The sequence below is a fragment of the Rhodococcus sp. WAY2 genome, from assembly GCF_009859915.1.
GTDB classification, from domain to species: Bacteria; Actinomycetota; Actinomycetes; order Mycobacteriales; family Mycobacteriaceae; genus Rhodococcus_F; species Rhodococcus_F oxybenzonivorans.
Window position 1 is genome coordinate 1,432,984 of the sequence record NZ_CP046572.1, and the last position, 25,075, is coordinate 1,458,058.

26 protein-coding genes are annotated in these 25,075 nt (G+C 68.2%); 10 read left to right on the forward strand and 16 right to left on the reverse strand.

Annotated features, from left to right (window positions below):
* Both GFS60_RS06735 and GFS60_RS06740 read right to left on the reverse strand, forming a co-directional pair.
* Positions 1-378 (reverse strand): YccF domain-containing protein, encoded by a 378-nt coding sequence (locus tag GFS60_RS06735; RefSeq protein ID WP_159919851.1) that lies wholly within the window; start codon positions 376-378, stop codon positions 1-3.
* A 52-nt stretch (positions 379-430) separates the two neighbouring features.
* Entirely contained in the window at positions 431-670 is a 240-nt protein-coding gene (locus GFS60_RS06740) for a hypothetical protein (RefSeq protein WP_159919853.1), read from the reverse strand.
* Positions 671-813: 143 nt separating this feature from the next.
* Between GFS60_RS06740 and GFS60_RS06745 the strand changes: the two genes are divergently transcribed.
* Positions 814-1,224 (forward strand): cold-shock protein, encoded by a 411-nt coding sequence (locus GFS60_RS06745; protein WP_159926933.1) that lies wholly within the window; start codon positions 814-816, stop codon positions 1,222-1,224.
* Between the two features lie 72 nt (positions 1,225-1,296).
* Here GFS60_RS06745 and GFS60_RS06750 read toward each other — a convergent pair whose 3' ends face one another.
* The 3 genes from GFS60_RS06750 to GFS60_RS06760 form a co-directional block, all read right to left on the reverse strand.
* Positions 1,297-1,782 (reverse strand): DUF2771 domain-containing protein, encoded by a 486-nt coding sequence (locus GFS60_RS06750; protein ID WP_159926935.1) that lies wholly within the window; start codon positions 1,780-1,782, stop codon positions 1,297-1,299.
* A 6-nt stretch (positions 1,783-1,788) separates the two neighbouring features.
* The gene (locus GFS60_RS06755) at positions 1,789-3,459 is read right to left on the reverse strand and encodes an MFS transporter (protein WP_159919855.1); all 1,671 of its coding nucleotides are present in this window, start codon (positions 3,457-3,459) and stop codon (positions 1,789-1,791) included.
* Positions 3,460-3,529: 70 nt separating this feature from the next.
* Positions 3,530-4,336 carry a glutaminyl-peptide cyclotransferase gene (locus GFS60_RS06760; protein ID WP_159919857.1) on the reverse strand — a complete coding sequence of 269 codons (807 nt, stop codon included), beginning with the start codon at positions 4,334-4,336 and terminating at the stop codon, positions 3,530-3,532.
* A 38-nt stretch (positions 4,337-4,374) separates the two neighbouring features.
* Here GFS60_RS06760 and GFS60_RS06765 point away from each other — a divergent pair, with 38 nt between their 5' ends.
* The 3 genes from GFS60_RS06765 (at position 4,375) to GFS60_RS06775 (ending at position 8,523) form a co-directional block, all read left to right on the forward strand.
* A complete protein-coding gene (locus tag GFS60_RS06765) occupies positions 4,375-5,250 on the forward strand; it encodes a DUF3027 domain-containing protein (RefSeq protein WP_159919859.1) in 876 nt (291 codons plus the stop codon).
* 176 nt (positions 5,251-5,426) lie between these two features.
* Positions 5,427-7,994: an ATP-binding protein gene (locus GFS60_RS06770; RefSeq protein ID WP_159926937.1), complete on the forward strand. Its 2,568-nt coding sequence runs from the start codon at positions 5,427-5,429 to the stop codon at positions 7,992-7,994.
* Positions 7,984-8,523: a phosphatase PAP2 family protein gene (locus GFS60_RS06775; RefSeq protein WP_159919861.1), complete on the forward strand. Its 540-nt coding sequence runs from the start codon at positions 7,984-7,986 to the stop codon at positions 8,521-8,523. The genes GFS60_RS06770 and GFS60_RS06775 overlap by 11 nt, the downstream gene beginning before the upstream one ends.
* Before the next feature lie 19 nt (positions 8,524-8,542).
* On the opposite strand, the gene GFS60_RS06780 is transcribed toward GFS60_RS06775, so the two are convergent.
* Positions 8,543-8,791 carry a DUF2530 domain-containing protein gene (locus GFS60_RS06780; protein WP_159919863.1) on the reverse strand — a complete coding sequence of 83 codons (249 nt, stop codon included), beginning with the start codon at positions 8,789-8,791 and terminating at the stop codon, positions 8,543-8,545.
* 77 nt (positions 8,792-8,868) lie between these two features.
* On the opposite strand from GFS60_RS06780, the gene GFS60_RS06785 reads away from it, so the two are divergent.
* From GFS60_RS06785 to GFS60_RS06795, 3 genes are all read left to right on the forward strand, one after another.
* Positions 8,869-10,323, forward strand: coding sequence for an NCS2 family permease (locus GFS60_RS06785; RefSeq protein ID WP_159919865.1), 1,455 nt, complete (start codon positions 8,869-8,871; stop codon positions 10,321-10,323).
* Between the two features lie 33 nt (positions 10,324-10,356).
* On the forward strand, positions 10,357-10,788 hold the full coding sequence (locus GFS60_RS06790) for a MarR family winged helix-turn-helix transcriptional regulator (protein ID WP_109327398.1): 432 nt from the start codon (positions 10,357-10,359) through the stop codon (positions 10,786-10,788).
* A gap of 95 nt (positions 10,789-10,883) precedes the next feature.
* Positions 10,884-12,215 carry an MFS transporter gene (locus GFS60_RS06795; protein WP_159926939.1) on the forward strand — a complete coding sequence of 444 codons (1,332 nt, stop codon included), beginning with the start codon at positions 10,884-10,886 and terminating at the stop codon, positions 12,213-12,215.
* 16 nt (positions 12,216-12,231) lie between these two features.
* Here the strand turns inward: GFS60_RS06795 and GFS60_RS06800 are convergent, their stop codons facing one another.
* From GFS60_RS06800 to GFS60_RS06825, 6 genes are all read right to left on the reverse strand, one after another.
* Complete coding sequence (locus GFS60_RS06800; RefSeq protein WP_159919867.1) at positions 12,232-13,086, reverse strand: FAD binding domain-containing protein; 855 nt, start codon at positions 13,084-13,086, stop codon at positions 12,232-12,234.
* Complete coding sequence (locus GFS60_RS06805) at positions 13,083-15,458, reverse strand: xanthine dehydrogenase family protein molybdopterin-binding subunit (protein WP_159919869.1); 2,376 nt, start codon at positions 15,456-15,458, stop codon at positions 13,083-13,085. Before GFS60_RS06805 ends, GFS60_RS06800 begins: the two co-directional genes overlap by 4 nt.
* On the reverse strand, positions 15,455-15,988 hold the full coding sequence (locus tag GFS60_RS06810; RefSeq protein WP_159919871.1) for a (2Fe-2S)-binding protein: 534 nt from the start codon (positions 15,986-15,988) through the stop codon (positions 15,455-15,457). The genes GFS60_RS06805 and GFS60_RS06810 overlap by 4 nt, the downstream gene beginning before the upstream one ends.
* 96 nt (positions 15,989-16,084) lie before the next feature.
* Positions 16,085-17,200 (reverse strand): vWA domain-containing protein, encoded by a 1,116-nt coding sequence (locus GFS60_RS06815; RefSeq protein WP_159919873.1) that lies wholly within the window; start codon positions 17,198-17,200, stop codon positions 16,085-16,087.
* A 5-nt stretch (positions 17,201-17,205) separates the two neighbouring features.
* Complete coding sequence (locus GFS60_RS06820; protein WP_159919875.1) at positions 17,206-18,099, reverse strand: AAA family ATPase; 894 nt, start codon at positions 18,097-18,099, stop codon at positions 17,206-17,208.
* Between the two features lie 60 nt (positions 18,100-18,159).
* Positions 18,160-18,999, reverse strand: a complete 840-nt coding sequence (locus GFS60_RS06825; protein WP_159919877.1) for an SDR family NAD(P)-dependent oxidoreductase — start codon at positions 18,997-18,999, stop codon at positions 18,160-18,162.
* Positions 19,000-19,069: 70 nt separating this feature from the next.
* Between GFS60_RS06825 and GFS60_RS06830 the strand changes: the two genes are divergently transcribed.
* Together GFS60_RS06830 and GFS60_RS06835 are read left to right on the forward strand one after the other, a co-directional pair.
* On the forward strand, positions 19,070-19,876 hold the full coding sequence (locus GFS60_RS06830) for a TrmH family RNA methyltransferase (protein ID WP_159919879.1): 807 nt from the start codon (positions 19,070-19,072) through the stop codon (positions 19,874-19,876).
* Complete coding sequence (locus GFS60_RS06835; protein WP_374436249.1) at positions 19,873-20,166, forward strand: DUF2537 domain-containing protein; 294 nt, start codon at positions 19,873-19,875, stop codon at positions 20,164-20,166. Before GFS60_RS06830 ends, GFS60_RS06835 begins: the two co-directional genes overlap by 4 nt.
* Positions 20,167-20,170: 4 nt before the next feature.
* Here GFS60_RS06835 and GFS60_RS06840 read toward each other — a convergent pair whose 3' ends face one another.
* Together GFS60_RS06840 and sepH are read right to left on the reverse strand one after the other, a co-directional pair.
* Positions 20,171-20,974 (reverse strand): DUF6928 family protein, encoded by an 804-nt coding sequence (locus GFS60_RS06840; RefSeq protein WP_159919881.1) that lies wholly within the window; start codon positions 20,972-20,974, stop codon positions 20,171-20,173.
* Between the two features lie 72 nt (positions 20,975-21,046).
* Entirely contained in the window at positions 21,047-21,904 is an 858-nt protein-coding gene (gene sepH, locus GFS60_RS06845) for a septation protein SepH (RefSeq protein ID WP_159919883.1), read from the reverse strand.
* Between the two features lie 267 nt (positions 21,905-22,171).
* Here sepH and GFS60_RS06850 point away from each other — a divergent pair, with 267 nt between their 5' ends.
* Positions 22,172-22,657, forward strand: a complete 486-nt coding sequence (locus GFS60_RS06850; RefSeq protein ID WP_159926943.1) for a nucleoside deaminase — start codon at positions 22,172-22,174, stop codon at positions 22,655-22,657.
* 70 nt (positions 22,658-22,727) lie between these two features.
* Here GFS60_RS06850 and serC read toward each other — a convergent pair whose 3' ends face one another.
* On the reverse strand, positions 22,728-23,849 hold the full coding sequence (serC, locus tag GFS60_RS06855) for a phosphoserine transaminase (RefSeq protein ID WP_159919885.1): 1,122 nt from the start codon (positions 23,847-23,849) through the stop codon (positions 22,728-22,730).
* Between the two features lie 41 nt (positions 23,850-23,890).
* Positions 23,891-25,021, reverse strand: a complete 1,131-nt coding sequence (locus GFS60_RS06860; protein WP_109327424.1) for a citrate synthase 2 — start codon at positions 25,019-25,021, stop codon at positions 23,891-23,893.
* Positions 25,022-25,075: the final 54 nt, after the last annotated feature.

The following is a 25,075-nucleotide window of genomic DNA, read 5'->3' on the forward strand; positions in this document are numbered from 1 at the left end:
TCAGCGTGGAGCGTCGACTATGTCCTTACCGAGAGGCATGAGCGAGATCGGAATCATCTTGATGTTCGCGACGGCGAGGGGGATGCCGATGATGGTGATCGCCATGGCAACCGCGGTGACGATGTGGGCGATCGCCAGCCACAGACCGGCGATGATGAACCAGATGACGTTGCCGATCAGCGACGCCACCCCGGCCGTCGGTTTGTCGACGACCGTCTTCCCGAACGGCCACAGCGCGTAGACGCCGACGCGGAAGGAGGCGATCCCGAACGGAATGGTGATGATCAGAATGCAGCAGAGAATTCCGGCGACGAAGTAGCCCAGGGCGAGCCAGAGCCCACCGAAGATCAGCCAGATGATGTTGAGCAGAAGTCTCATGATCGTCCCGTCGTAGTGAGGGTCTGGATGTCGTCGCCGAGCGTGTGCACGATCAGCGTGTTCGTCGGCCCTGTCTCAGCGCCGCCACGATCCCGAGGAGGAACCCGATCGGGCACGCGAGCGCGATGAGATACAGGACGAGGCCGGGATCGCTGTCCGAGACCGCCGGGGTGAGGAAGATCGCCACGATCGCGAGGAATCCGACCGCGAACAAGGCAAGCGCCACCCGCAGCAGACCATCGTGGGTGCGGGGGGTCCCGGGCGTGCTCGGGGGAGTCGATTCTAGGGGCACACCAGCAACGATAATGCCTGGAAACCCGAATGCCGGAGGCAGTGTGTGCAAGGTAGACTGTGGATACTGCGCGTCCCGCACCAAAGGTGGGGCGCGTTGTTTTGCATACCAATTGCACTTCAAGTGATGAGCGGGTGAACGCGGTGCCGACCGGCAAGGTGAAGTGGTACGACGTCGAAAAGGGCTTCGGCTTTCTGTCGCAGGAAGAGGGGGAGGACGTCTATGTGCGTTCGTCCGCCCTGCCCGAAGGCGTCGAGGGCCTCAAGGCCGGCCAGCGCGTCGAGTTCGGCATGGCCGCCGGGCGGCGCGGTCCTCAGGCGTTGAGCTTGAAAGTGCTCGACCCGGCGCCGTCGCTGCGCCAGAACGCCGGGCGCAAGGAACCTTCCGCGAAGAAGCACACCCCCGACGAATTGCACGGCATGGTCGAGGACATGATCACGCTTCTCGAGGCGAAGGTGCAGCCCGACCTGCGCCGGGGCAAATACCCCGACCGCAAGACGGCTCAGCGCATCTCCGAGGTGGTCCGCGCCGTCGCCCGGGAACTCGACAGCTGACAGAACGCTTTCTGCAAAAAGGAACCCCGCACCACGACACGGTGCGGGGTTCCTTTTTCGTTTGCTGTCGAATCAGGCCGTCTTGATCGACCAGGCGGCCCGCGCTTGCGTCAGCCCCTGCTCGTCGATGACGGCGGAGGGCAACTGAATTTCGACTCCGGCCAGCTGTAATTCTTCCGTCGATTGCACGGTCACTGCACGGGTCTCACCCGCGCGGTGCGCCCTCTCCTGCACGACGACCTGCCCCGACGGGTCCTGATAGACGACGACCATGCGCCACGGTGCGTCGACGATCTCCTGGGGCAGCGACAACTGCAGCGCGGATCCGGGGGGCACGTTCAGCTCGGCAAGCCGGCCCGTCTCGCAGTTCTCGAGATACAGATTGCAGAACGCCAGTGGGGCCACCTGCTCCGCGTGGCCGTGCGCGAAGGCGGTGATCTCGGGCAGGCGGGGATCGGAGTCCCGAATGAGCGCGTACAGAACCCCGACGAAGGCCACGGTCGCAACCACCAGTCCCACGGTGATCAGTGCCAGGGTCTTCTTGGTTCGCGCCTGCATACTCACTTACGTCACATTTCCCGTCGATCGGTCGGCCCTGTGGGTCGAGATTGGCTGAGTTACTTCCTGTTCGGCGAGGTCGGGCCGTTTTCCGCCGAGGCCTGGCAGCAGCGTGCTGCCCCGGTAGGTGAGGACCGTCTGCACGAGTCCGACGGTCATGACCGCCGACACCACGGTGAATCCGATCCAATACTCGGTGGGGAGCAGGACGCCCAGCGCACCGCCCACCACCCAGCTGAGCTGCAGCACCGTCTCCGAACGACCGAATCCCGAGGCGATCGATTCTTCCGGCAGATCGTGTTGCAACGATGCGTCCAGCGACACCTTGGCCAGGGCGCTCGCCGCCGACCCGACGAGGGTGGCAACGGCTGCGGTCAGGAGGTTGTCGGTGACGGCAGCGATCACGGCCACCACCCAGACGGCGCCCGTGCAGCGCAGAACGATCAGGGCCGGACGACCGAGTTTGAGGCGGGCGCCGGCGGCGTTGCCGGTGAAGTTCCCGATGCCGGCAGCTGCCCCGACCAAGCCCAGCATCGCGGCCTGGATCAGCGGTTCGTGGTCGGTCCGGGACTTCGCCACGAACGCGATGTACAGGGTGAGGAACCCGGTGAGCACGCGGATCGTGCTGTTGCCCCACAGTCCGGTGATGACCGCCCGTCCCAGCGGCTGCCTGCGCTTGCCCGACTTGGGCCCGGCGTCCGCCTCCGGCATCACGCGGGTGCGGTCGATGACCTCGGTGCGCCGGTCGTCACCGTGATAGGTGAGGGTGGCCGGGACCTCGCCTTCGGTCACCTCCACCCACGACGGGATACGCATGCTCAGGTAGGCACCGAGGACGGTGATCACCGCGGCCAGCCACAACGTCGCCATGGACGATCCGGTGGCCAGTGCGAGAGCGCCCGCGAGAGCGCCCGCGCCGATGGTTCCGCCGAGGAGACCGAACACGGTGAGCCGGGAGTTGACCCGGACGAGGTCGATCTCGGGCGGTAGTACTCGTGGTGTGACAGCGCTCTTGAGGACCGAGAACGACTTACTGAGCACCATCATCCCGAGTGCGGCGGGATAGAGCACCCAGCTGTCGAAGTTGAAGACCAGGATGATCGCTAGCGCGGTACGCAGTCCGAACGACGACGCGAGGGCGATGCGCCGACCGTGCTGAAGACGGTCGAGCATCGGGCCGATCAGTGGAGCGATGACCGCGAACGGGGCGATGGTGATCAGAAGGTACAGCGCGACCTTGGTCTTGTCCTCGCCCGTCGCCGCGGAAAAGAACAGGGTGTTCGCGAGCGCGACGGCGATGGCCGCATCGGTCGCGTTGTTGGTCATCACCGCATAGGTGAGCGCGGTGAGTCCCGATTTGTCCGCCCCGTCAGCTTTCGCTGCCCGGTGGAAAGTGGCGATCGTCCTGTTGGTCAGCTCGCGACTGCGCATGGCGGCTACCCGGGTGACCGTGAGCTTGCGCGGCATCGGCGGCGCCTTGGGTGCGTTCGCCCGGTCCTCCTCCGACCGGGATCGCTGCCCACCGCCCACCGGATGCAGGGGCGGCAACGGCGTACGTCGTCCTCCGGAGCGGGCAGCCGGAGGATAATTGTCGTAGCCGGGATGAGCGGTGGGCCCGGAATTGCCGTGGGGCGCCCGACTGCTGTCGGAGTCGAAGGGTTCGCGCGGTCCGGTCACTCCCCAATTCTGTCCTAGTCGGCGGACATCCGACCACAGCAACCCCGGGCAAGCTGGTGGGACCGGCCTGTCAGGGAACGAATCGGACCTCGAACATGCGCGGCCAGTATTTTCCGGTGAGGAGGAAACGGTCGGTTCCGGGAATCTGGGCGACGCCGTTGAGGACGTCGACGTCCCGCGGCCCGGGCGGCAAGGCGTCGCGTAGTGCGCTTGCGTCTATCGCCGCGATCACGCCGCCGTCGGCGGGGTCGATACGGACGAGGGTGTCGGTGGTCCACACATTGGCGTAGATGGTGCCGTCGTCCGCGCACTCGAGTTCGTTGAGGTGAGTGACGGCAACTCCGTCCCGGCGCGCCTGGACGGTGCGCTGCGCTTCGAACGTTCGGGGGTCGCGGAAGGTGAGGGTCGACGAGCCGTCACTGGTTACGAGGCTGTCGGCAAGCGCGCAGATGCCCCAGCCCTCGGCGTCCAGTGCGACCCGACGCTGCTCGCTCAGGGTCTCCTGGTCCCGAGCGATGGCCACACCGTCACGCCAGGTCAGCTGCCACACCGTGTCGTCGACGACGGTGATGCCCTCACCGAACAGTGGGGGAGGGAGCTCGGCCCGAGCGCGGACGGTCCCGCTGCCCATGTCTGTCGCACGAACCCACGACTCGCCGCTTCGACCTGTCCCCTCGAAGAGATCGTCGCCGGCGATCTCGAGCCCCTGAGTGAAGGCATTCGGGTCGTGATCGAGGGTGCGCAGTATCTCCACACGCAGCTCGGCGTCGGGGGCGTCGGCCGCTGTGGGGGCCTGCGCGGAGCAGGAGGTCACCATCATCGCGACCCCGAGGAGGGGCCCCGCGAGTGCGGGGACGAGGTGCCTTCCGCCGGTCATCGGACCAGCATGACAGCCCAGGTGGGCATCCACTTGCGGTGGTGCGGCAAACTGGTGGTGTGAGTGTTGCTTCTTCCGACGAGCGCGCAGTGTCGCGCCCCGTACTGACCGACGCCGTCGAGCTCGCCCGAACCGCGCTGGCCGAACTGCAGGACGGGGGAATCGGCGAGTACCTGGGTGTCACCACCGAGGACGAGTGCGCCGCGACTCACCGTTTCGTTGCCGACCTTCCGGGCTACCGGGGCTGGCAGTGGGCGGTGGTGGTGGCTGCTGATCCCGCGGCGGATCACGCCACCGTCAGCGAGATCGCCCTCCTGCCCGGACCCGATGCCCTCGTCGCCCCCGACTGGATTCCCTGGGATCAACGCATTCGGCCGGGTGATCTGTCGGCCGGCGACTTGCTGGCACCCCCGGCCGGCGACCCCCGGCTCGTTCCCGGCTACGTCGCCAACGGCGACCCCGAGGTCGACGACGCCGCCCTCGAGATCGGGCTCGGCCGCAAACAGGTGATGAGCCTCGAGGGCCGTCTCGACGCCGCACAGCGCTGGCACGACAGCGAGTACGGTCCGGATTCGGAGATGGCCAGGGCGGCTCCGTCGACGTGCTCCCTGTGCGGGTTCTATCTGCCGCTCGCCGGGTCGCTGCATCGCGCGTTCGGCGTGTGCGGCAATGAGTTGGCGGCGGACGGGCACGTCGTCGACGCCGAATACGGATGCGGGGCCCATTCGGACACCTCGCTGCCGTCGGGTGCCGGTTCGCCGCAGTTCGACGCCTACGACGACGGCGCAGTCGAGATGGTCGAGGGTCCGACCGGAACCGAGGCCGGGAACGCAGACACCGACACGGAGACAGTGACGGCCGAGGCGACCGCGGCCGGGGACTCCGACGTGGAGGATTCCGCATCGACCAGCTAGCCGATCCTTTCGGCACGGGTGCCCTTCGGGACTCGACGCTGCACGCGTGGCGCACCTCACCCACCCGGTTGAGGGAAGACGCCGCCGCGGAGTCCGATCTCGTCCATGCCGGCTACCGCGACCGCTTGCTGACCGAGCTGGCGCAGAACGCCGCCGACGCGGCAGCGCGCGCGGGCGTGCCCGGTGAGCTCTGGGTGCGTCTCGACGGGCGCGTGCTGAGCGTCGCCAATACGGGTGCGCCGCTGGACGAGTCCGGGGTGCAGGCTCTCGTCGCCCTCCGCGCGTCGAACAAGTCGGCGGGCACGGTCGGCCGTTACGGGGTCGGTTTCACCGCGGTGTTGTCGGTGAGCGACGAGGTGGAGTTGCGCTCGACGTCCGGTTCGGTCGCCTTCTCCTCGCGGCGCACGCGATCTGCGCTCGCGGAGTTCGACGGCGCCGATCCGGGTGCCGATGTTCCGGCGCTGCGCCTCGCGTGGCCTACCGACCACCGTCCCGTCGCGGGTGCGACGTCCGAGGTCGTCTTGACCCTGCGCGACACCGTCGACGCGACTGCGTTGCTGGCTCACATGGCCCGTGAGGCGCCGGACCTGCTGCTCGAGCTTCCCTCCCTGGCGTCGATCACCGTGGCGGGCAGGGAGTTTCGAAGACGAGAGCATCCACTGGCATCCGGGCTGACCGACATCGCCATCGGCGACGACCACTGGTGGCAATTCGAATCCGGGCGGGCCCGGTGGCTGGTCCGCGTGGTCGACGGCGTCGTGCGCCCCTCTGCCGACGACGTCCTGCGCGCCCCCACTCGCTCGGACGAGGAACTGTCGATCCCGGCAATGTTGATAGCGGACATTGCGATGCAGCCCGATCGGCGGCGGGTGCTGCCCGGCGTATCGCTTCCCGAGGTGACGGTCGGTTACGCCGACTTCGTGGCGGCGTTGCCCCCGAAACAACGACTGGCGCTGGTCCCCTTGCCGGGTTTCGCTCGCAGCGAGGTCGATTCGTCTCTGCGAGAACAGCTCCTGACCGAACTGCGGGAGAAACCGTGGCTTCCCACAGTCGGCGGTAAGGACAGGGCGCCCAACCGGGCATCGGTCGTACCCGGACTCAGTGACGAACTCGCCGAACTCCTCGCCGACATCGTGGACGGCCTGGTAGTGCCGGAACTGTCGGGCCCGCGCTGGGCGCCCGCTCTGGCCGCCGTCGACACCCACAGGATCGGACTCGCCCGCATCGCCGAACTGCTCAGCGGGATCGACCGCGAGCCGACGTGGTGGGCTCGCCTGTACGCGGCGCTCGAACCTCTGGCCGTCGACGCACTCGCGGCCGAGGAATTGGCCTCCATTCCCGTGCCGCTGTCGGACGGCCGCACGGTGACCGGGCCGCGAACGGTATTGCTGGGTCACGACATCGGAGACGTTCTCGGTGTCGACTGGACGCGGCTGGTCCACCCCGAGGCGGCGCACCCGCTGCTGTCGAGGCTCGGCGCCAAGACCGCGACCGCCGTCGACCTGCTGTCCGACCCGGCGCTGCGGGCCGAGATCGAGGACCTCGAAGACGACGACGTGGTGGCGGCAGAGGAATTGTCCACCGTGGTGCTCGCGCTCGCCGCACACGCCGAGCCCGGTGCCCTGCCGTCATGGGTGGGCGAACTCCTTCTGCCCGACATCGACGGCGAGTTGCGCGGCGCCGACGAATTGCTCCTACCCGGTGCACCTCTCGCGGCGGTTCTGGTGGACGACTCGCCGTTCGCGTCGGTGAACCCGGCTTTCGCCGAGCGGGTGGGCGAGACGGCATTACGTGCCGTCGGTGTGGGCTGGGGCTTCACCGTGCTGCGCGCAGAACTGCCCACCGGGCCCGATCACGACCTCGACGACGAGAACCGCTGGTGGGACACACTCGACGATGATCCCGAGACGATCGACGCCGTACGTGACCTCGACCTCGTGGACCAGGACCGCTGGGCGACGGCTCTGACCATGCTCGCGACGGATCCGTCGACCCGCCCACTGCTCGCGGACCGCGGCGGCTACACGGCGTGGTGGCTACGGCACAACGCCGAACTGGACGGCCAGGCCCTGGGATTGCTCCGCGAACCGGGCGACGACACGTTCACCGGGCTACTGGACGCCGTCGATCATCCGGAATCGGCCGTGTTCGCCGCGGCGCTCGCCTCACCCGCCGTCGATTCTCCCGAACTGGCGCAGCTACTCCTCGATCGTCTCGCCGACTCCCGGCGGCAGCCATCCCCGGCGGTGATCGTGCGCACGCACACCCTGCTGGGCGCGGCCGCTGCTGCGGGGGTCCTCGACCTCGACGAACTACACCTGCCGGACCAGGTGCGCGCCGTCACCGGCGCGGTAATCGACGCCGGCGCGGCGCTGGTGCTCGACAAGCCGTGGTTGTCCGCCGCAGTCCCGCACGACCGTCTGGTCGCCGGGGCCCTCGACACCGGTGAGGCACTGGCCGACCTGCTCGATGTCGCCACCGCCTCCGCGGCCGTGCGGAGCGTCGTGACCAGTACCGGCCGCCCGGTGTCGTGGGAACTCGAACCGACGGCAGTGCTCGCCCACGTCAGCATCGGCCGGCCCCTGCCCCACGGCAAGGTCGTGGTTCATCCGCAGCTCACCGTATCGCTCACCGGTGCCCTCGACGCCGAAGTGACCGCTCCGTGGTGGGTGGACGAAGACGGCACCACACACGTCTCCGAGTCCTGGGCGGCAGCCACCTGGGGTGTGCCCGATGCCCGTTGACAGCAGCGTCCTGAACGGGGTGATCGAGGACCGGCCGCTGTGGCTGGTCGACCTCGTCACGGCGATCACGAACAGCGGGGGAACCGTCGCCGCGTGGATCATCTCGGTCGTACTCACCGTCACCCTGCTGCGGCAGGACCGCCGACGGGACGCCCTCCTCGTCGGCGGCGCGATGCTGTCCGGCTGGGCGGTGATGAGCGGCCTGAAACAACTGTTCCGGCGCGACCGACCACCGCTCCCCGAACGGCTGGTGGACATCTCGACCTACTCGTTCCCGTCCGGCCACGCCATGATGACCGCCATCCTGGCCTGTGTCGTCGGCACCGTGGTCGTTCGCCTCGTCGTGCTTCCTCATGTCCGCGCGGCAGCGCTGACCCTGCTCGGGCTCTACACGCTGATGGTCGGGCTGTCGCGGGTCTACCTCGCGGCGCACTGGATCACCGACGTCCTCGCCGGCTGGGTCTTCGGGGCACTGTGGGCGGCCTTCTGGATCCTGCTGACCCGCTCACCCGCCCGCACCCGCACCTAGAGCAGGCCCTGCTGTGCCACTAGAGCAGACCCTGCTGTGCCCCCCGACTGCCGCGCCTCGCCGCCCGCCGCTGCAGCGCGAACAATCCGTAGCCGAGGAATCCGACGACGACGCCCGCGATACACGTCGGCAACGCATCCGCCCACCGGTCGCCCGTGACGATCACCACGACCATCGCCACAACCCACGCAAGCGTGCCCAGGATCAGTGCAGGTCGCGGGTCGGCGAGGCGCCGGGTGAGGGGCTGTCGGTCTGCGGACTCGTTCACCGAAAGAACGCTACCCTCGTCGCCGTGCCCTAATCTCCAGTAGCGACGCGCGACTTCTGGCGATGGGGATTGAGAACATGGGTGCAGCTCCGAAACTGCTCGACAACTACTTCAAGATCACCGAACGTGGTTCGACGGTGGGCACGGAAATTCGTGGCGGTGTGGTCAGCTTCGTCGCGATGGCGTACATCGTGGTCCTCAACCCGTTGATTCTCGGCAGTTTCTCCGCGGACGACGCCGTCGCCAAGACGGACGTCCTCGGCAACATCCTCCCCGTCAACCAAGTGGCCGCGGTCACCGCCCTCGTGGCCGGGCTGATGAGCATCGTCTTCGGCATCGTGGCCAACTATCCCTTCGCGATCGCGGCGGGCCTCGGTATCAACAGTCTCCTCGCCGTCACCATCGCGCCGCAGGTCACCTGGCCGGAGGCGATGGGCCTGGTGGTGATCGACGGAATCATCATCGTCGTCTTGGCGCTCACAGGTTTCCGGACCGCGGTGTTCAACGCCATTCCGCCCGAACTGAAATCCGCGATCGCCGCCGGCATCGGGATGTTCATCGCGTTCATCGGCCTCGTGGACGCCGGATTCGTGCGACGCATTCCCGACGCCGCCGGAACGACGGTCCCCGTGGGACTCGGCATCAACGGATCCATCTCTTCCTGGCCCACAGTGACCTTCGTGTTCGGTGTCCTGCTGATGGGCGTACTGGTAGTCCGCAAGGTGCGCGGTGGATTGCTGATCGGCATCGTCGTCACCACGGTGCTGGCGGCGATCATCGAGGCGGTCGCCGGAGTGGGCCCGTCGCTCGGAGTGAACCCGAACGGTTGGAACCTCAGTGTGCCCGCGGCTCCCGATGTCGTCGCGGAACTCCCGGACCTGAGCCTCGTCGGCGACGTCAGCCTCTTCGGCGCCTTCGTCCGCATCGGCGTGCTGGCCGCGAGCCTCCTCGTGTTCACTCTCGTGCTCGCCAACTTCTTCGACGCCATGGGCACCATGACCGGACTCGGCAAGGAAGCCGGTCTCACCGACCAGGAGGGCAACCTGCCCAACATCGGGCGGGCGCTCGTCGTGGAGGGAACCGGCGCCATCGTCGGAGGTGGCGCATCCGCTTCGTCCAACACGGTGTTCGTGGAGTCCGCATCCGGTATCGCCGAGGGCGCGCGCACCGGCCTGGCGAATGTCGTGACGGGACTGCTCTTCCTGGCCGCGATGTTCCTCACCCCGCTGTACTCGGTGGTGCCGATCGAGGCGGCCGCACCAGCCCTGGTTGTGGTGGGCGCCATGATGATCGGCCAGGTCCGCGACATCGACTTCTCGAAGTTCTCGATCGCGTTGCCCGCGTTCCTCACCATCGTCGTGATGCCGTTCACCTACTCGATCGCCAACGGCATCGGTGTCGGCTTCATATCCTGGGTGGTCCTGAACGCTGCGAGCGGCGGTGTCAAGAAGATTCACCCGCTGATGTGGGTGGTGGCACTGCTGTTCGTGGCGTACTTCGCGGTGGGCCCGATCACCGACGCAGTAACGTAAACGACGGCCCATCGGTCCCGTATTGTCATTCCCGTGACCACGGATACGCGCGCACTCGCCAGCGACCTCTCTTTGGCCGTCGTGCGCCTCACGCGTCATCTGCGTGGGCGGCGCGTCGACGCCCAGGTGTCGCTCACCCAGTTGTCCGCGCTGGCCACCCTTGCCCGCGACGGAGCCATGACGCCGGGCAATCTCGCCGCCCGTGAGAAGGTTCAGCCGCCGTCGATGACCCGGGTCATCGCCTCGCTCGTCGATCTCGGACTGGTCGAGCGTGCAGCGCATCCCACCGACGGCCGCCAGATCATCGTCACCCTCTCCGATGCCGGTCACGCGTTGATCGCCGACGAGACGCACGCCCGTGAAGCCTGGATGAACGAGCGGCTGTCCGGACTCGACGAGGACCAGTTGAAAACGCTCCGCGACGCGGTCGGCATCATCACGGCCATCGTCGCCGACTCCGAGTAGCCGCACCGGAGCGCAGGCGCTTCGGCCGTCGGGAGCAAGATGGAACGGTGCCACCCGAACCTGACGCCGCCTCACCCGCCCGGCAGAAGACCGGAATGTTCGCCGCCCTGCATACCCGCAACTACCGGTTGTGGGCCTCGGGGCAGATCGTTTCCCTCGTCGGGACGTGGATGCAACGGGTGGCGCAGGACTGGCTCGTCCTGACCCTGTCGGACGGCAACGCCCTCGCGGTGGGCATCGTGATGGCACTGCAGTTCGGGCCGACCCTGTTCCTGTCCGTGTGGGGTGGCGTGCTCGCCGACCGCTACGACAAGCGGCGAATCCTGATCACCACTCAGGTGGCGATGGCGTTGTGCGGCCTGGTGCTCGGCCTGCTCGACGTGGGTGGGGTGGTCGTGCTGTGGCACGTGTACCTCATCGCCTTCGTGCTGGGTTGCGCCTCCGCGATCGATGCACCGGTCCGTCAATCGTTCACCATCGAAATGGTCGGCAGGGATTTCCTTCCCAATGCCATCGCGCTGAACTCGATGACCTTCAACACCGCACGCATCATCGGCCCGGCGGTGTCCGGGGTGCTCATCACCCTCATCGGCACGGGCTGGGTGTTCCTCCTCAACGCAGCCACGTTCACCGGGGTGCTGGTCGCGCTGGTGATGATGAATACGCGGGAACTGTTCACCGCGCCGCCCGCGGAACGCGGTAAAGGGCAGGTGCGGGCGGGCTTTCGGTATGTGTGGGGCCGCGCCGATCTGCGCGTGCTCATGATTGCCGTGTTCCTGGTGTCGACGTTCGGGCTGAACTTTGCCCTCAGCCTGGCTGTGCTCGCCCGCAACACCTTCGGGCAAGGCGCGGACGCCTACGGGCTGCTGTCCACCACCCTGGCCGTCGGCACGCTCGCGGGCGCCACGATCGCCGCGAAGCGCCGGACACCGCCGCGATTGCGTACGTTCCTCGGTGCCGCGGCAGCGTTCGGCGCGTTCGAGATTCTCGTCGGGCTCATGCCCACCTACCTCCTCGTGGCCGTCATGCTGGTGCCCACGGGGGCGCTCACCCTCACGTTCACCACGGCGGCGATGAACATTCTGCAGATGTCGGTGCCGTCGGAGATGCGGGGCCGGGTGATGGGTATCTATATGCTCTGCTTCCTGGGCGGCACTCCGCTGGGCAGTCCGGTCCTCGGCTGGCTCGCCGACGTCCTCGACCCGCGTGCGCCCCTCGTGATCGGCGGTGTCATCTCATTGGTCAGCGGCCTCGGCGCTGCCCTGTATCTGATGCGGCACCAACGAGTGCGACTGAAAGTACGCAGACCGGATGCGGGCCGCTACCTTCCGGTGTTCGAGCTACACAACGTCGTCGACCCGCACCCGGTCGTGGTGTGCGACGCCACCGAGCAGGCGGTGGAAGCCGGCCGCGACTCGCGGCCCTGACGGCTGCCGCGCCCGTTCAGACGCCGACCGCCGTCGCCACGGCCCGCCGGGTCAGCACTCTCGCGAGGTGGCTGCGGTAGTCGGCGTCGGCGTTACCGTCGGTGACCGGGTCGGTGCCCTCGGCCGCGTGCTCGGCGGCCGCCCGGATCAACTCCGGATCGGCGGCCTTGCCGACGAGCGCGTCCTCGACGCCGCGAGCCCGCACTGGCACGGAGCCCATGTTGGTCAGCGCCACCCGGGCCTGGCGGATCGTGCCGCCGTCGACCTGAATCGTCGCGGCCACCGCCACGATCGACCACGCCTCCGCGACGGTGTTGAACTTCTCGTACCGCGCCTCCCAGCCGGTATGCTTCGGGATCCGCACATCCGCAAGTATTTCGTCCGGGTGCAGTGCCGTCGTGTAGTAGCCCTCGAAGAAGTCGGCGACCGGAATGCTCCGCCTGCCCGCGGTACCGACCGCGGTCAGGGTGGCGTCGAGTGCCAGTGCCGGTGCGCACAGGTCGCCCGCCGGATCGGCATGCGCCAGAGCGCCACCCAGCGTGCCGCGGTGCCGGATCTGCGGATCGGCAACAGTGCGGGTCGCTTCGGCGAGCAGCAGCGCGTGCTCCTGGACGAGCGTCTCGCGGATCATGTCGTAATACGTGGTCATCGCGCCGATCACGATGCTGTCGCCGTCCTCGCGCACACCGCGCAACTCGCCGATCCGGCCGAGATCGACGAGAGTGCTCGGCGAGGACAAGCGCAGCCGCAGCACCGGCAGCAGGCTCTGGCCGCCCGCGAGTATCTTGGCGTCGTCCCCTGCCTCGGCGAGCGCGGCCACCGCCTCTTCGACCGTGGTCGGGGCTACGTAGTCGAAGGTCGACGGAATCATCGGGCACCTCCCTGAGCGGACCGGATGGCGTTCCAGACCCGCATCGGTGTACAGGGCATCGCGATGTCACGCACCCCGAACTGGCGGACGGCGTCGAGGACGGCATTCACGACGGCCGGGGTGGATGCAATCGTTCCCGCCTCACCGACCCCCTTGACGCCGAGCGGATTACCGGTGGCGGGAGTCTCGGTGCGGCCCGTGGTGAACTTCGGCAGATCCGCCGCGGACGGTACGTGGTATTCGGCGAAGGAACCCGACAGCAGAGTGCCGGACTCGTCGTACACCGCCTCCTCGTACAGGGCCTGCGCGATGCCTTGGACAAGTCCGCCGTGCACCTGACCCTCGACGATCAGCGGGTTGACCACGTGCCCGATGTCGTCGACGCACACATAGGACCGGATGCCGACCTTCCCGGTCTCGGTGTCCACCTCCACCGCGCACAGATGCGTGCCGTGCGGGAACGAGAAGTTCTCCGGGTCGTACGTGGCCTCGGAGTCCAGGTTCGGCTCCACCCCGTCGGGCAGATCGTGCGCGGCGAAAACGGCGAGCGCGACGTCGGCGATGCCGACCGCCTTCTCGGTGCCCTTCACCCGGAATCGGCCCTCGGTGAATTCGAGATCGTCCTCGGCGCACTCCATCAGGTGCGCCGCGATGGGCCGGGCCTTCGCGATCACCTTCTCGGCGGCCTTCACCACCGCGATCGCCCCGACGGCCAGCGACCGTGAACCGTACGTGTCCATGCCACGCGGCGACGTCTGGGTGTCGCCGTGTAGCACCTCGACGTCCTCGAACGGAACCCCGAGCTGATCCGCGACCACCTGGCTCCACGCGGTCTCGTGTCCCTGGCCGTGCGCCGACGAACCAGTGACCACTTCGACCTTGCCGGTGGGCAGCATCCGGATCGCCGCGTGTTCCCACCCGCCGGCCCCGTAGGCCAGGGCGCCGAGGGTGCGCGACGGCGCCAGACCGCACATCTCGGTAAACGTGGACACCCCGATGCCGAGTTGCACCGGGTCCTTTCGCTCGCGTCGCTCCGCCTGTTCGCGCCGGAGACCGTCGTAGTCGAACAACTCCCGCGCGCGCTCGGTGGCGGCCTCGTAGTTGCCGGAGTCGTAGGTCAGGCCCGCGACGGTGTCGAACGGGAACTCCTCGTGGGTAATCCAGTTCTTCGCCCGCAGTTCCAGCGGATCCATCGACAACTCGGTCGCGAGCTCATCCATCATCCGCTCGATCGCGAACGTCGCCTCCGGCCGCCCCGCGCCGCGATAGGCGTCGGTGGGCACCTTGTTGGTGAACACGTTGGTGCACGTGAAGTGATACGCCGGGAACTTGTAGATGCCGTTGAACATGAACGCGCCCAGGATCGGCACCCCCGAGGTGACCAGGCGCAGATACGCGCCCATGTCGGCGAGCAGTTCCACCTTCATTCCGGTGACGGTGCCGTCGCGGCGGGCGGCCAGTGTCAATTTCTGGATCTGGTCGCGCCCGTGATGCGCCGCGACCATCGATTCGCTACGCGACTCGGTGTACTTGACGGGCTTGCCGAGTCGTCGCGCGACGAGCAGCGCGATGACCTCCTCCGGCGTCACCTGAAGTTTGCCGCCGAAACCGCCGCCGACATCCGGGGCGACGACGCGCAGTTTGTGCTCCGGTATGTCGAGCGTCATCGCCAGCATCAGCCGCAGGATGTGGGGGATCTGTGTGGCCGACCACATGGTGATCTGAGCGCCGGTCGGGTCGACCACCACCGAGCGGGGTTCCATGAACGCCGGGATCAGCCGCTGCTGCCGGAACGTGCGCTCGACGAGTACCTCGGCGTCGCGGATGGCCTGCTCGACGTCGCCGCCCGTGCCTGCCTCCGCAGAGTCGAAGGTCCAGGTGGCGCTGACGTTCGTCCCGAGATCCGGGTGCACGAGGTCGGTGCCGTCGGCGGCCGCGGCCGCGAGATCCAGCACGACCGGCAGTTCGTCGTACTCGACGTCGATCGCCTCGAGTGCGTCGTGCGCCTCGTACGCGCTGCGCGCCACGACGACAGCGACGGCCTCGCCGGCGAAGTTCACCCTGTCGACCGCGAGGGACGGGGCGGGCGGTGACTTCATGTCCGGTGTGATCGGCCAGGCACACGGCAGGCTGCCCTGCTCGGCGGCGAGATCGGCGCCGGTCAGGACCGCGACGACACCGGGCATCTCGCGGGCGGCGGTGGCGTCGACACCGGTGATGCGGGCGTGCGCGAACGGGCTGCGCAGAATCGCCAGGTGCTGCATACCCGGCAGCACGAGATTGTCGGTCCAGCGGGTGCGGCCCGTGACCAGATGCTCGTCTTCCTTGCGCTTGCGGGCCTTCCCGATTTCCGGTTCGGCGGTGGCGGTCATCGCACACCTCCCTGCGCGGTGTCGGTCTTCGGTGCATCCGCCGTCGTCGGTGTTTCGGTGGTGCTGCCGCCGCGCAACCGCTGCGCCGCATCCTGCACCGCGCTGACGATGTTCTGGTATCCGGTGCAGCGGCACAGGTTGCCTTCCAACCCCAGCCGCACGGTCCGCTCGTCCGGGTCGGGTTCCTCGGCGAGTAGGTCGAGGGTCTGCATGATCATGCCGGGCGTGCAGTAGCCGCACTGCAGGGCGTGGTTGTCGCGGAACGCCTGCTGCACCAGGTGCAGGGTCCCGTTCCGGGACAGTCCCTCGATGGTGAGGACGTCGGCGCCGTCGGCCTGCACGGCGAGCACCGAGCAGGACTTGACGCTGTGACCGTTCAGGTGAACGGTGCACGCCCCGCAGTTGCCGGTGTCGCAGCCGATGACGGTGCCGACCTTGCCGAGCCGGTCCCGTAGGTAGTGGACGAGGAGTAGTCGTGGTTCCACCTCGTCCGTGTATTTCGTTCCGTCGACGGTGACAGTGATGCGCATCGCGCCTCCAAAGCCGGGAGCCTCAGGTGATACGTCCTACTCTGCGCCGATGAAGCGCGAACAACACCCGAAATCGTGGAACCCGTTCCGGATCGGTCACGTTCGGCGCGCGACCTCGAGCAGTTCCTGCAGTGTCGCGAGACTGTGGCCGGCGAGCAGACGATCGACGTACGGCAGCGCGGCCGCGATCCCCGACTGCACCGGCTCGTAACCGTCCGCGCCTGCGTGCGGATTCACCCACAGCACGGTGCGGGCAAGCCGGCGCAACTGTGCCATCTGCTCTGCGAGCAGCGTGGGGTCCCCGCGCTCCCAGCCGTCGGAGAAAATCACTACGACGGCGCCGCGGGCCACGCCCCGCCTGCCCCAGCGGTCCAGGAACGCGCGCAGCGTCTCACCGAGACGGGTGCCGCCCGCCCAGTCGGGCACGGCCCGGCCTGCCGCGGCGAGCGCCACTTCCGGGTCGCGGACCCGGAGCGCCCGGGACAGCCGGGTCAGGCGGGTGCCCAGCGAGAACACCTCGGTGCCGCCCGGGTTGCCGCGGGCGACGACGTGCGCGAAACGCAGCAGTGCGTTGGCGTACGGGCTCATCGATCCGGACACGTCGATGAGCAGCACCATCCGGCGTGGCCGGGTGGCTTTGCGGTGGAGGCTCGGCCGCACCGGTTCGCCGCCCGCCGCGAGCATGCCCCGTACGGTGCGCCGCGGGTCCACCGTCCCCCGGCGGGCCGGGCGCATCCGGATGGCCGGGCGGGTCGGGGGCCGCGGGCGCAGGGCGGCGATCAACTCGGCGAGGTGCGCGCGTTCGGCCGCGGTGAGGTCGGCGATGTCGCGGTGGCGCAATACCTCGGTGTCATCCGCGGCGACCCGCAGTTGCGGTGCGTCGCCACCGGTGTCGCCGCCGTCCGTCGTGGTCAGGGCGGCGGTTCGGGCCCGGCGAGGCAGTTCCCCGGACCGGGGCACACGGGCAGGAACGGTACCGCCGAACCAGGCTGCGAACGCCGAGTCGTACCGGGGGATGTCGTCGGGACCGCGGCACAGTGTCGCGCGACCTGCCCAGTACACCTGTTCGGGATTGCCCACTTCCACCTCGCGGAGCGCCCGGGTGAACGCGGAGACGGCGTCCGACGCGACCGGCAGTCCCGCGGCTGCGAGGGCGTGGGCGAACCCGGCCAACCCCACCAGAGGATCGCCGGCGCCCCGTGCTGCGGGCATGCTTCTCACCCGGCCAGGAGCCGGTCCAGTCCGGCACGGGCGACCCGTTCGAGGTCCTCGCGGTACTTGAGGACGGCACCGAGCGTCGCGGCGGCTGTTTCCGCGTCCAGCACATCCCGGTCGAGTTCTCGCAACGCGCGCGCCCAGTCCAGTGCCTCGGCCACCCCCGGCGGCTTGAGGAGTTCCATCTCCCGCAAGGAGTGGACGGCGTGGGCGACCTGCGCGGCGAGGTCGGGGCCGATACCGGGGATACGGCGCCGCAGGATCGCGACCTCCCGGGCCAGGTCGGGGTGCTCGAGCCAGTGGTACAGGCAGCGGCGTTTGAGGGCGTCGTGCACTTCGCGGGTGCGGTTGGAGGTGAGCACCACCAGCGGCGGTGTCACCGCCCGTACCTCGCCGAGTTCTGGGATGGTGACCGCGTTCTCGTCCAATACCTGCAGCAGGAACGCCTCGAACTCGTCGTCGGCGCGGTCGATCTCGTCGACGAGCAGCACGCAGGGGGCTTCGGTGAGCGCCCGCAGCAAGGGGCGGGCCAGCAGGAACCGCTCGGTGTACAGCGAGCGTTCGACGGTGTCGGCCTCGAGCAGGCCGGTGCTCGCCGCCTCGAGCGTCCGCAGGTGCAACAGCTGCCGCGGGAAGTCCCAGTCGTAGAGCGCCTGCGCGGCGTCGATGCCCTCATGGCACTGCAGGCGGATCAGCGGCAGGTCGAACGCCTCCGACAATGCGGTCGCGAGCGACGTCTTGCCGGTGCCGGGTTCACCCTCGCAGAACAGCGGCCGTCCCATACGTATGGCGAGGAACGCGGCCATCGCGACGCCGTCGTCGGCGAGATAGCCCGTGGCGTCGAGCGCCCGCGCCAGTTCCGCAGGCGAACCGACCGTCGGTGTGGAATCCCTCACTTACGCGAGCCTAGGTGAGTGCCCGCCCCCGGACACGCGACTCGGAGGAGCTTGCCGCCGTCAAGCGTCCGGCTCCACCCTGCCGCGGTCCTCGCTCAACCGTCGGAACATCGCGGTGGCGCCGAACCGCGCGGCCACCCGTTCGACCAGTCCCGGCGCGATCTGCCCCAGAGCGAGCAGCGGGCGGATCGGGGCACCGCTCTCGACGATCTCGGGCCGGTCACGCTGGATTGCCCGGATCACGGCGGCGGCGACCTTGTCGGTGGTGGTCTCGCCCGTGATCCGGCCGGCCCTGATGCCGCGTTCCGTCATGCGTTGGTACATGCCGTCGCCGGCGATGAATCCGGGGCACACGACGGAAAAGCCGACGGGCGAGCCCGCGTACTCCGCCCGCAGCGACTGGGTGAGACCGATCAGGCCCGCCTTCGTCGTGGCGTACGGCGCGCAGTACGCCGGACCGATCTTCGCTGCCAGCGAAGAGATGAACACCACGTGTCCCCAACCGCGGTCGAGCATCCCGGGAACCACTCGGCGTGTGAGAAGCAGTGGTGCGGTGAGATTGACGTCGACCATTGCGGTGAGCTCGCCGGGGTCGAGTCGGGTGAAGGCCGAGACGTTCTCCACACCGGCGTTGTTCACCAGTAAGTCGAGGGGACCGACTGCCGCCTCGGTGCGTTCGATGAGCGAATCGAGCTGTTCCAGTCGGTTGAGGTCCCCGGGCACGGCCTCGGCGCGCACACCGAGAGCACGCAGTTCACCGACGACTTGCGCGAGTCGATCCTCGCGCCGGCCGGACACCGCGACGGTGACGCCTTCACACGCCAGCGCCCGTGCGATGACGCGGCCGAGGCCGCCGGAGGCACCCGTCACCAGAGCCGTGCGTCCGCGCAGTTGCTTCATCCCTTCGAGCTTTCGCGTTCGGTGGTGGGGAGTCAACGGGGTGACTCTGCACATACGGCACGATGGACCAGTGGTTTCCGTCATCGACATAGCAGATCCGGCCGATTCGCGGCTGGACAACTTCCGCGATCTCAACTCCTCGGATCGCCGCCCGGATCTTCCCGAAGGTAAGGGCCTGGTGATTGCGGAAGGCGTGCTGGTGGCTCAGCGCCTGCTTGCCTCTCGTTTCGACCCGATCGCGCTTCTGGGCGTCGATCGCCGGCTCGGGGAACTCGCGGACGACCTGGCTCAGGTGGACGTCCCGTTCTACCGAACGACGGCGGATGTCATGGCGGAGGTCGTGGGATTCCATCTCAACCGCGGCGTGCTGGCCGCGGCACGTCGGCCGGTGCCGCTCGACTTGCCGGAGGTGCTCGACAACGCGCGAACGGTCGCTGTCCTCGAGGGAGTGAACGATCACGAGAACCTCGGTTCCATGTTCCGCAACGCTGCCGGGCTGGGAGTGGACGCCGTCGTCTTCGGCAAGGGTTGTGCGGACCCGCTCTACCGCCGGGCGGTGCGAGTGTCCATGGGTCACGTTCTGCGCGTTCCGTTCGCACACGTGTCGGCCTGGCCCCGCGACCTCGACGCGTTGCGCGAGCGCGGGTTCCAATTGATCTCGCTGACGCCGAACCCCGAAGCGATCACCTTGGCCGAGGCCATGACGGGGGAGAAGGTCGCCGTCCTGCTCGGCGCGGAAGGCCCAGGCCTCACCGAACATGCCATGCGCGCCACCGACGTCCGTGCCCGCATCCCGATGGCCCCGGGGACGGATTCGCTGAACGTGGCCACCGCCGCCGCGATGGCGTTCTACGAACGCGTCCGGACGGGTCGGTGACGGTGCCGCCTGCACCACGGCCGGTGTCCGGCGCCGGGGCCCCGTGGTTCACGGGGTTACTCGTCACCGGATTCACGGCGGTCGTCGTGGCGACCGCGGTCATCGCCTTCGGCACCCAATTGGCCCGCATCAACGCGGTGCTCGCGGTCTTCCTGGAGCTGGTGGTGGTGGCGGGTGTCGCCCCGACTGCGTGGCGGTTCCGCCGGACGCCAGTGTGGCGCTGGGTGGTATACGGAATGGGCGTAGGAGTTTTCGTGGGATGGGTCGCGGCTCTCGCGGGCGCCGGCTGACCGTTCAGAAACCGAAATACCTGCGCAGGCGTCCTGGCTTGCGGGTGCTAAAGGGTGGTTCGACGGCGACGGGCGCCGGTGCCGGTGCCGGCTCCGACACCGGTGCTGACACCGGTTCAGGCTTCGGCGTTTCCGGCTCCTCCACGTCCGCGGCGGGCCCTTCGCCCGGGCGATGCACGGTGAAGGCGATTACCGGGAGGGACTTCGGGTCGAGCTCGGAGTCCTCTCGGGGTCCGGTGTAGCGGAATCCCAGCCAGTTCCGGTTGGCGCCTTCGGCGAACTGTTGTGGGTGGAACGGCAGCGACTGCGGATCGGGAAGAACCCCCGGCGGATACCGCAGCGGGAACTCGCCCGCCCAGTAAGGTCTTTCCCACACCAGGGGTAGGCCGAGGTCTTCATGGATGTGCACCGGTGTCGCACTGAAGGATCGGGCCATCTTGCCGTTCTCCCACATTGCGAACGAACCCCACGCGAGGCCGGGCTTGGACGCCACATAGTAGATTCGCTCGAATTCCGAGACCGGCAACCAGCTTTCAGGCAGTGTCGACGGGCGGGGAATCGTCAGATCAGCACTGCACACGACGGTGACACCGGGGTAGCAACCGATATACACGGTGCCGTCCTGGTCGACGGCGGACGCCTCGGACAGCGACGCCGAACCGGTCGGCGTGGCCACCAGATCGGGATAGAGCCGGCTGGCGAGTGCCTGGGCGGCATCAGGATCGGATTGTGGGTGTCCACGTAGGACGGTGACCGGATCGGGGGTGTCGACGTACCAGATCGTTGATACCTTCGCCCCCACGGTCATCCCTCTCTTTCGGTGCTTACCTGAAAGAGTACGACCACGACCGTGTTCCCGGCCTGTTCACCGCGCCGGTGATCAGCGTCCGCTGCTGCGAACGCCGAGCAAAACGTCGTCCCACGACGGAAGCGACGGCTTCCCGCGCTTGTCCCTGTTGGAGGTCTGGTGCGGAGCGACCTTCGGTGCGGTCTGCTCGGGCTCGGTGTCTTCGTCGATCGGCTCGGGCACGTCGGTTTCGGCTTCGACGATGCGCTCCGGCTCCGCCGCAGGCGATGGGGACTCCGCCGGGTAGTCGACGAACTCGAGTTGCTCGGGCTCGTCGGATGCCACGGGAGCCAATCCGCGCAGTGGACGGCCGAAGTCGGGATCGATCAGGTCGAACGCGGTGTCGTCGAGCGCGACGATGGTGCCGCCGTGGGCATCCGGCTGGTACCGCCAGTGCGCGGCGTTGGTGGTGCGGCCCGCCTGCCACTGCAGCTGGGCGACCCAGTGGTTGTCCTCGTCACGCCAGGCGTCCCACGTGGCGTCGTCGATGTTGTGTCCGCGCGCCCGGAAAGCCTGGGTGACGATCTCGGCCAGCGTCGGAACGGCAGGGCCGTTGTCGCGTACCGGATGTCCACCCTGCGCCATCTCGGCGGCACGGGAGCGTTCGAGTAGAACCGGGTAGGCGAAGCGTTCCACCTTCGACAGCGGAATACCGGCCTCGTCAGCCACCTGCTCTACGGAAGCGCCGGCGCGAATGCGGGCCTGGATCTCACGGGGTCTGAGCTGACTGTCCATTTCGATCTCAATCTGGCCGAGTCGAGCGATGTCCCCGCGGGATGCTGCGCGGAGCTTGTCATCGGCGGGAAGCCGGAATTTTTCGCCGGTAGCAGCATCAGCGCACACGACGTGCGAACCATCTGGCTCGAGACCGATCACTCGAAGCTCTCGCACGTTGACCTCCTTATCGCGCCGGCTCGCGACGATGTACCGCGCCAACTGTAATTCATTCGTGACAGCCGATGCGGGAGGACACGCGCGGCCGTGGTCGCGGCACAGAGGATCATGTCCGCGTTAGGCTTCGACGTTTCGGAGTCGCGATTCATCCCGGACACCGTCCATCACTCCGTCGGGATCGGCTCCCAGGACGTGGTCGTGGCGCGCATACTGATCGGCAGAGCCCGGGAACGGGAAGTCGGAACAGAAGTGGACACACCGACGATGAGCCATACCGATGTCGACGACACCGACCTCGCCCATCTGCGGCGCACAATCGAACTGGCCGACGAGACCGGAGACGCGGGCAACAGACCCTTCGGTGCGGTGGCCGTCGGCTCCGATGGACACGTCATCAGCGAGGGCGCCAATTCCGTCGCCACGTCCGGCGACGTCACCGAGCACGCCGAACTCGATGCGATCACCACGGCCTGCGCCGAGGGGCGGACAGAGCAGCTCGTCGGCGCCACCATGTACGCCAGCGGTGAGCCTTGCCCGATGTGCAGCGCCGCGATGGTCTTGGCAGGGATCAGACGGGTCGTCTTCGCCGCGTCGTCCGACGACTTCGGCCGAATCCTCCCGGACGGGCCGCGGTTCGGCCTGCGGTGCTCCGACGTGGTGGAGTCCACCGACGTCGAGATCGAGGTCAGCGGCCCTCACCTCGGGGACGAGGCTCTCGCTCCGTTCCACCGATTCCTCGCCACCGACTGAAACCGCCACCGACTGAAAACGACGTCAGCCCCCGGCAGCACATGCCGGGGGCTGACGTCGATTCAGTTCACTAGCCGAGCTGAGAGACGACCCAGTCGACGCACTTGGTGAGCTGCGTGACGTCCTCGGGGTCGACGGCCGGGAACATGCCGACGCGGAGCTGGTTACGGCCGAGCTTGCGGTACGGCTCGGTGTCGACCACACCGTTGGCGCGCAGGATCTTCGCCACCTGGGCGGCGTCGATCTTGTCGTCGAAGTCGATGGTGCCGACCACCTGCGAGCGGTGCGCGGGATCGCTGACGAACGGGGTGGTGTACTCGGTCGCCTCGGCCCACTGGTAGAGACGCGAGGACGAATCCGCGGTGCGCGAGGTGGCCCAGTCGAGGCCGCCCTGCTTGTTCAGCCACTCGATCTGGTTGGCCAGCAGCAGGAGTGTCGCCACGGCCGGCGTGTTGTACGTCTGATCCTTCGAGCTGTTGTCCACGGCGATGGGCAGCGAGAGAAATTCGGGGGTCCAGCGACCCGAGTCCTTGATCTCCGCCACCCGTTCGAGGGCCTTCGGGCTCATCAGCGCGATCCACAACCCACCGTCGGCCGCGAAGTTCTTCTGCGGCGCGAAGTAGTAGACGTCGGCATCGGAGACATCGACCGGCAGTCCGCCGGCACCGGAGGTGGCGTCGATGGCGATGAGGGCGTTCTCCGACCCGGCGGGACGGGACACGGGGATTGCGACACCGGTGGAGGTTTCGTTGTGTGCCCAGCCGATGAGGTCGACGGACGGGTCGGACACCGGCTCGGGGGCGCTGCCCGGCTCGGCCGACACGACGATCGGATCACCGATGAACGGGTTGTTCTTCGCGACCGACGCGAACTTGGAGCTGAACTCGCCGTTCGTCAGGTGCAGCGACTTCTCCCGGATGAGGCCGAACGCCGCGGCATCCCAGAACGCGGTGGTGCCGCCGTTGCCGAGAACCACCTCGTATCCCTCGGGCAGGGAGAACAGGTCGGCGAGCCCGGAACGCACGCTGGCGACGACGTCCTTGACGGGCTTCTGGCGGTGGCTGGTGCCGAACACCGAGGAGCCCACCTCCACCAGCGACTGAAGCTGTTCGGGGCGAACCTTGGAGGGTCCGCAGCCGAAACGTCCGTCGGCGGGCAGGAGGTCTGCGGGGATGATCGGTGTGGAGGTCATCGCTACTTTCTGTTCCTTACTGATATTTCCGGTGAGGGTGTTCAGCTGGTGTGGGCGATCTGGTCCCAGCCCTCGACGGACTCGGGGGTGCGGGGTGCGGGGCCGGTGTAGATGGCGGCGGGGCGGACGAGCTTGCCCAGACGTTTCTGTTCGAGGATGTGGGCGCACCAGCCGGCGGTGCGGCCGCAGGTGAACATCGCGGGCATCATGTGCGCGGGAACCTCGGCGAAGTCGAGGATGACCGCGGCCCAGAACTCGACGTTGGTTTCGATGGCCCGGTCGGGGCGGCGCTCGCGGAGTTCGGCGAGGGCGGCCTGCTCGAGGGCGGCGGCCGCTTCGTAGCGGGGGGCGTTCAGCCGCTTCGCGGTGGCGCGCAGCACGCGGGCGCGGGGGTCTTCGGCGCGGTAGACGCGGTGACCGAAGCCCATCAGCTTGTCCTTGCGGTCGAGGATGCCCTTGACCAGGGCGCGGGCGTCACCGGACTTCTCGGTGTCCTCGATCATCGGCAGGACGCGGGCGGGGGCGCCGCCGTGCAGCGGGCCGGACATCGCACCGATCGCCCCGGAGAGGGAGGCGGCGACGTCGGCGCCGGTGGAGGCGATGACGCGGGCGGTGAAGGTGGACGCATTCATGCCGTGTTCGGCGGCGGAGACCCAGTAGGCGTCGATCGCTTCGACGTGGGCGGGGTCGGGCTCGCCCTTCCAGCGGACCATGAATCGTTCGGTGACGGTCTTGGCCTCGTCGATCCGCTTCTGCGGGACGGCGGGCTGGTAGATGCCGCGGGCGGACTGGGCGACGTAGGACAGGGCCATCACGGAGGCGCGGGCGAGTTGTTCGCGGGCGGTGTCGTCGTCGATGTCGAGGAGGGGCTGGTATCCCCAGATCGGGGCGAGCATCGCGAGGCCGGCCTGGACGTCGACGCGGACGTCGCCGGTGTGCACGGGCAGGGGGAAGGGTTCGGCCGGGGGCAGGCCGGGGCCGAAGCGTCCGTCGACGAGCAGTGCCCAGACGTTGCCGAAGGTGACGTGCTTGCCGACGAGGTCTTCGATGTCGACGCCGCGGTAGCGCAGGGCGCCGCCGTCCTTGTCGGGTTCAGCGATATCGCTGGTGAAGGCGACCACGCCCTCCAGACCGCTGACGAAATCCTCCGGTATTGCCGCGCTCGCTGACATAGCTCGTGGACTCTCCTCGTTCGAGTGCCCCCGGTCAGAGCGGCACTGCCTCGG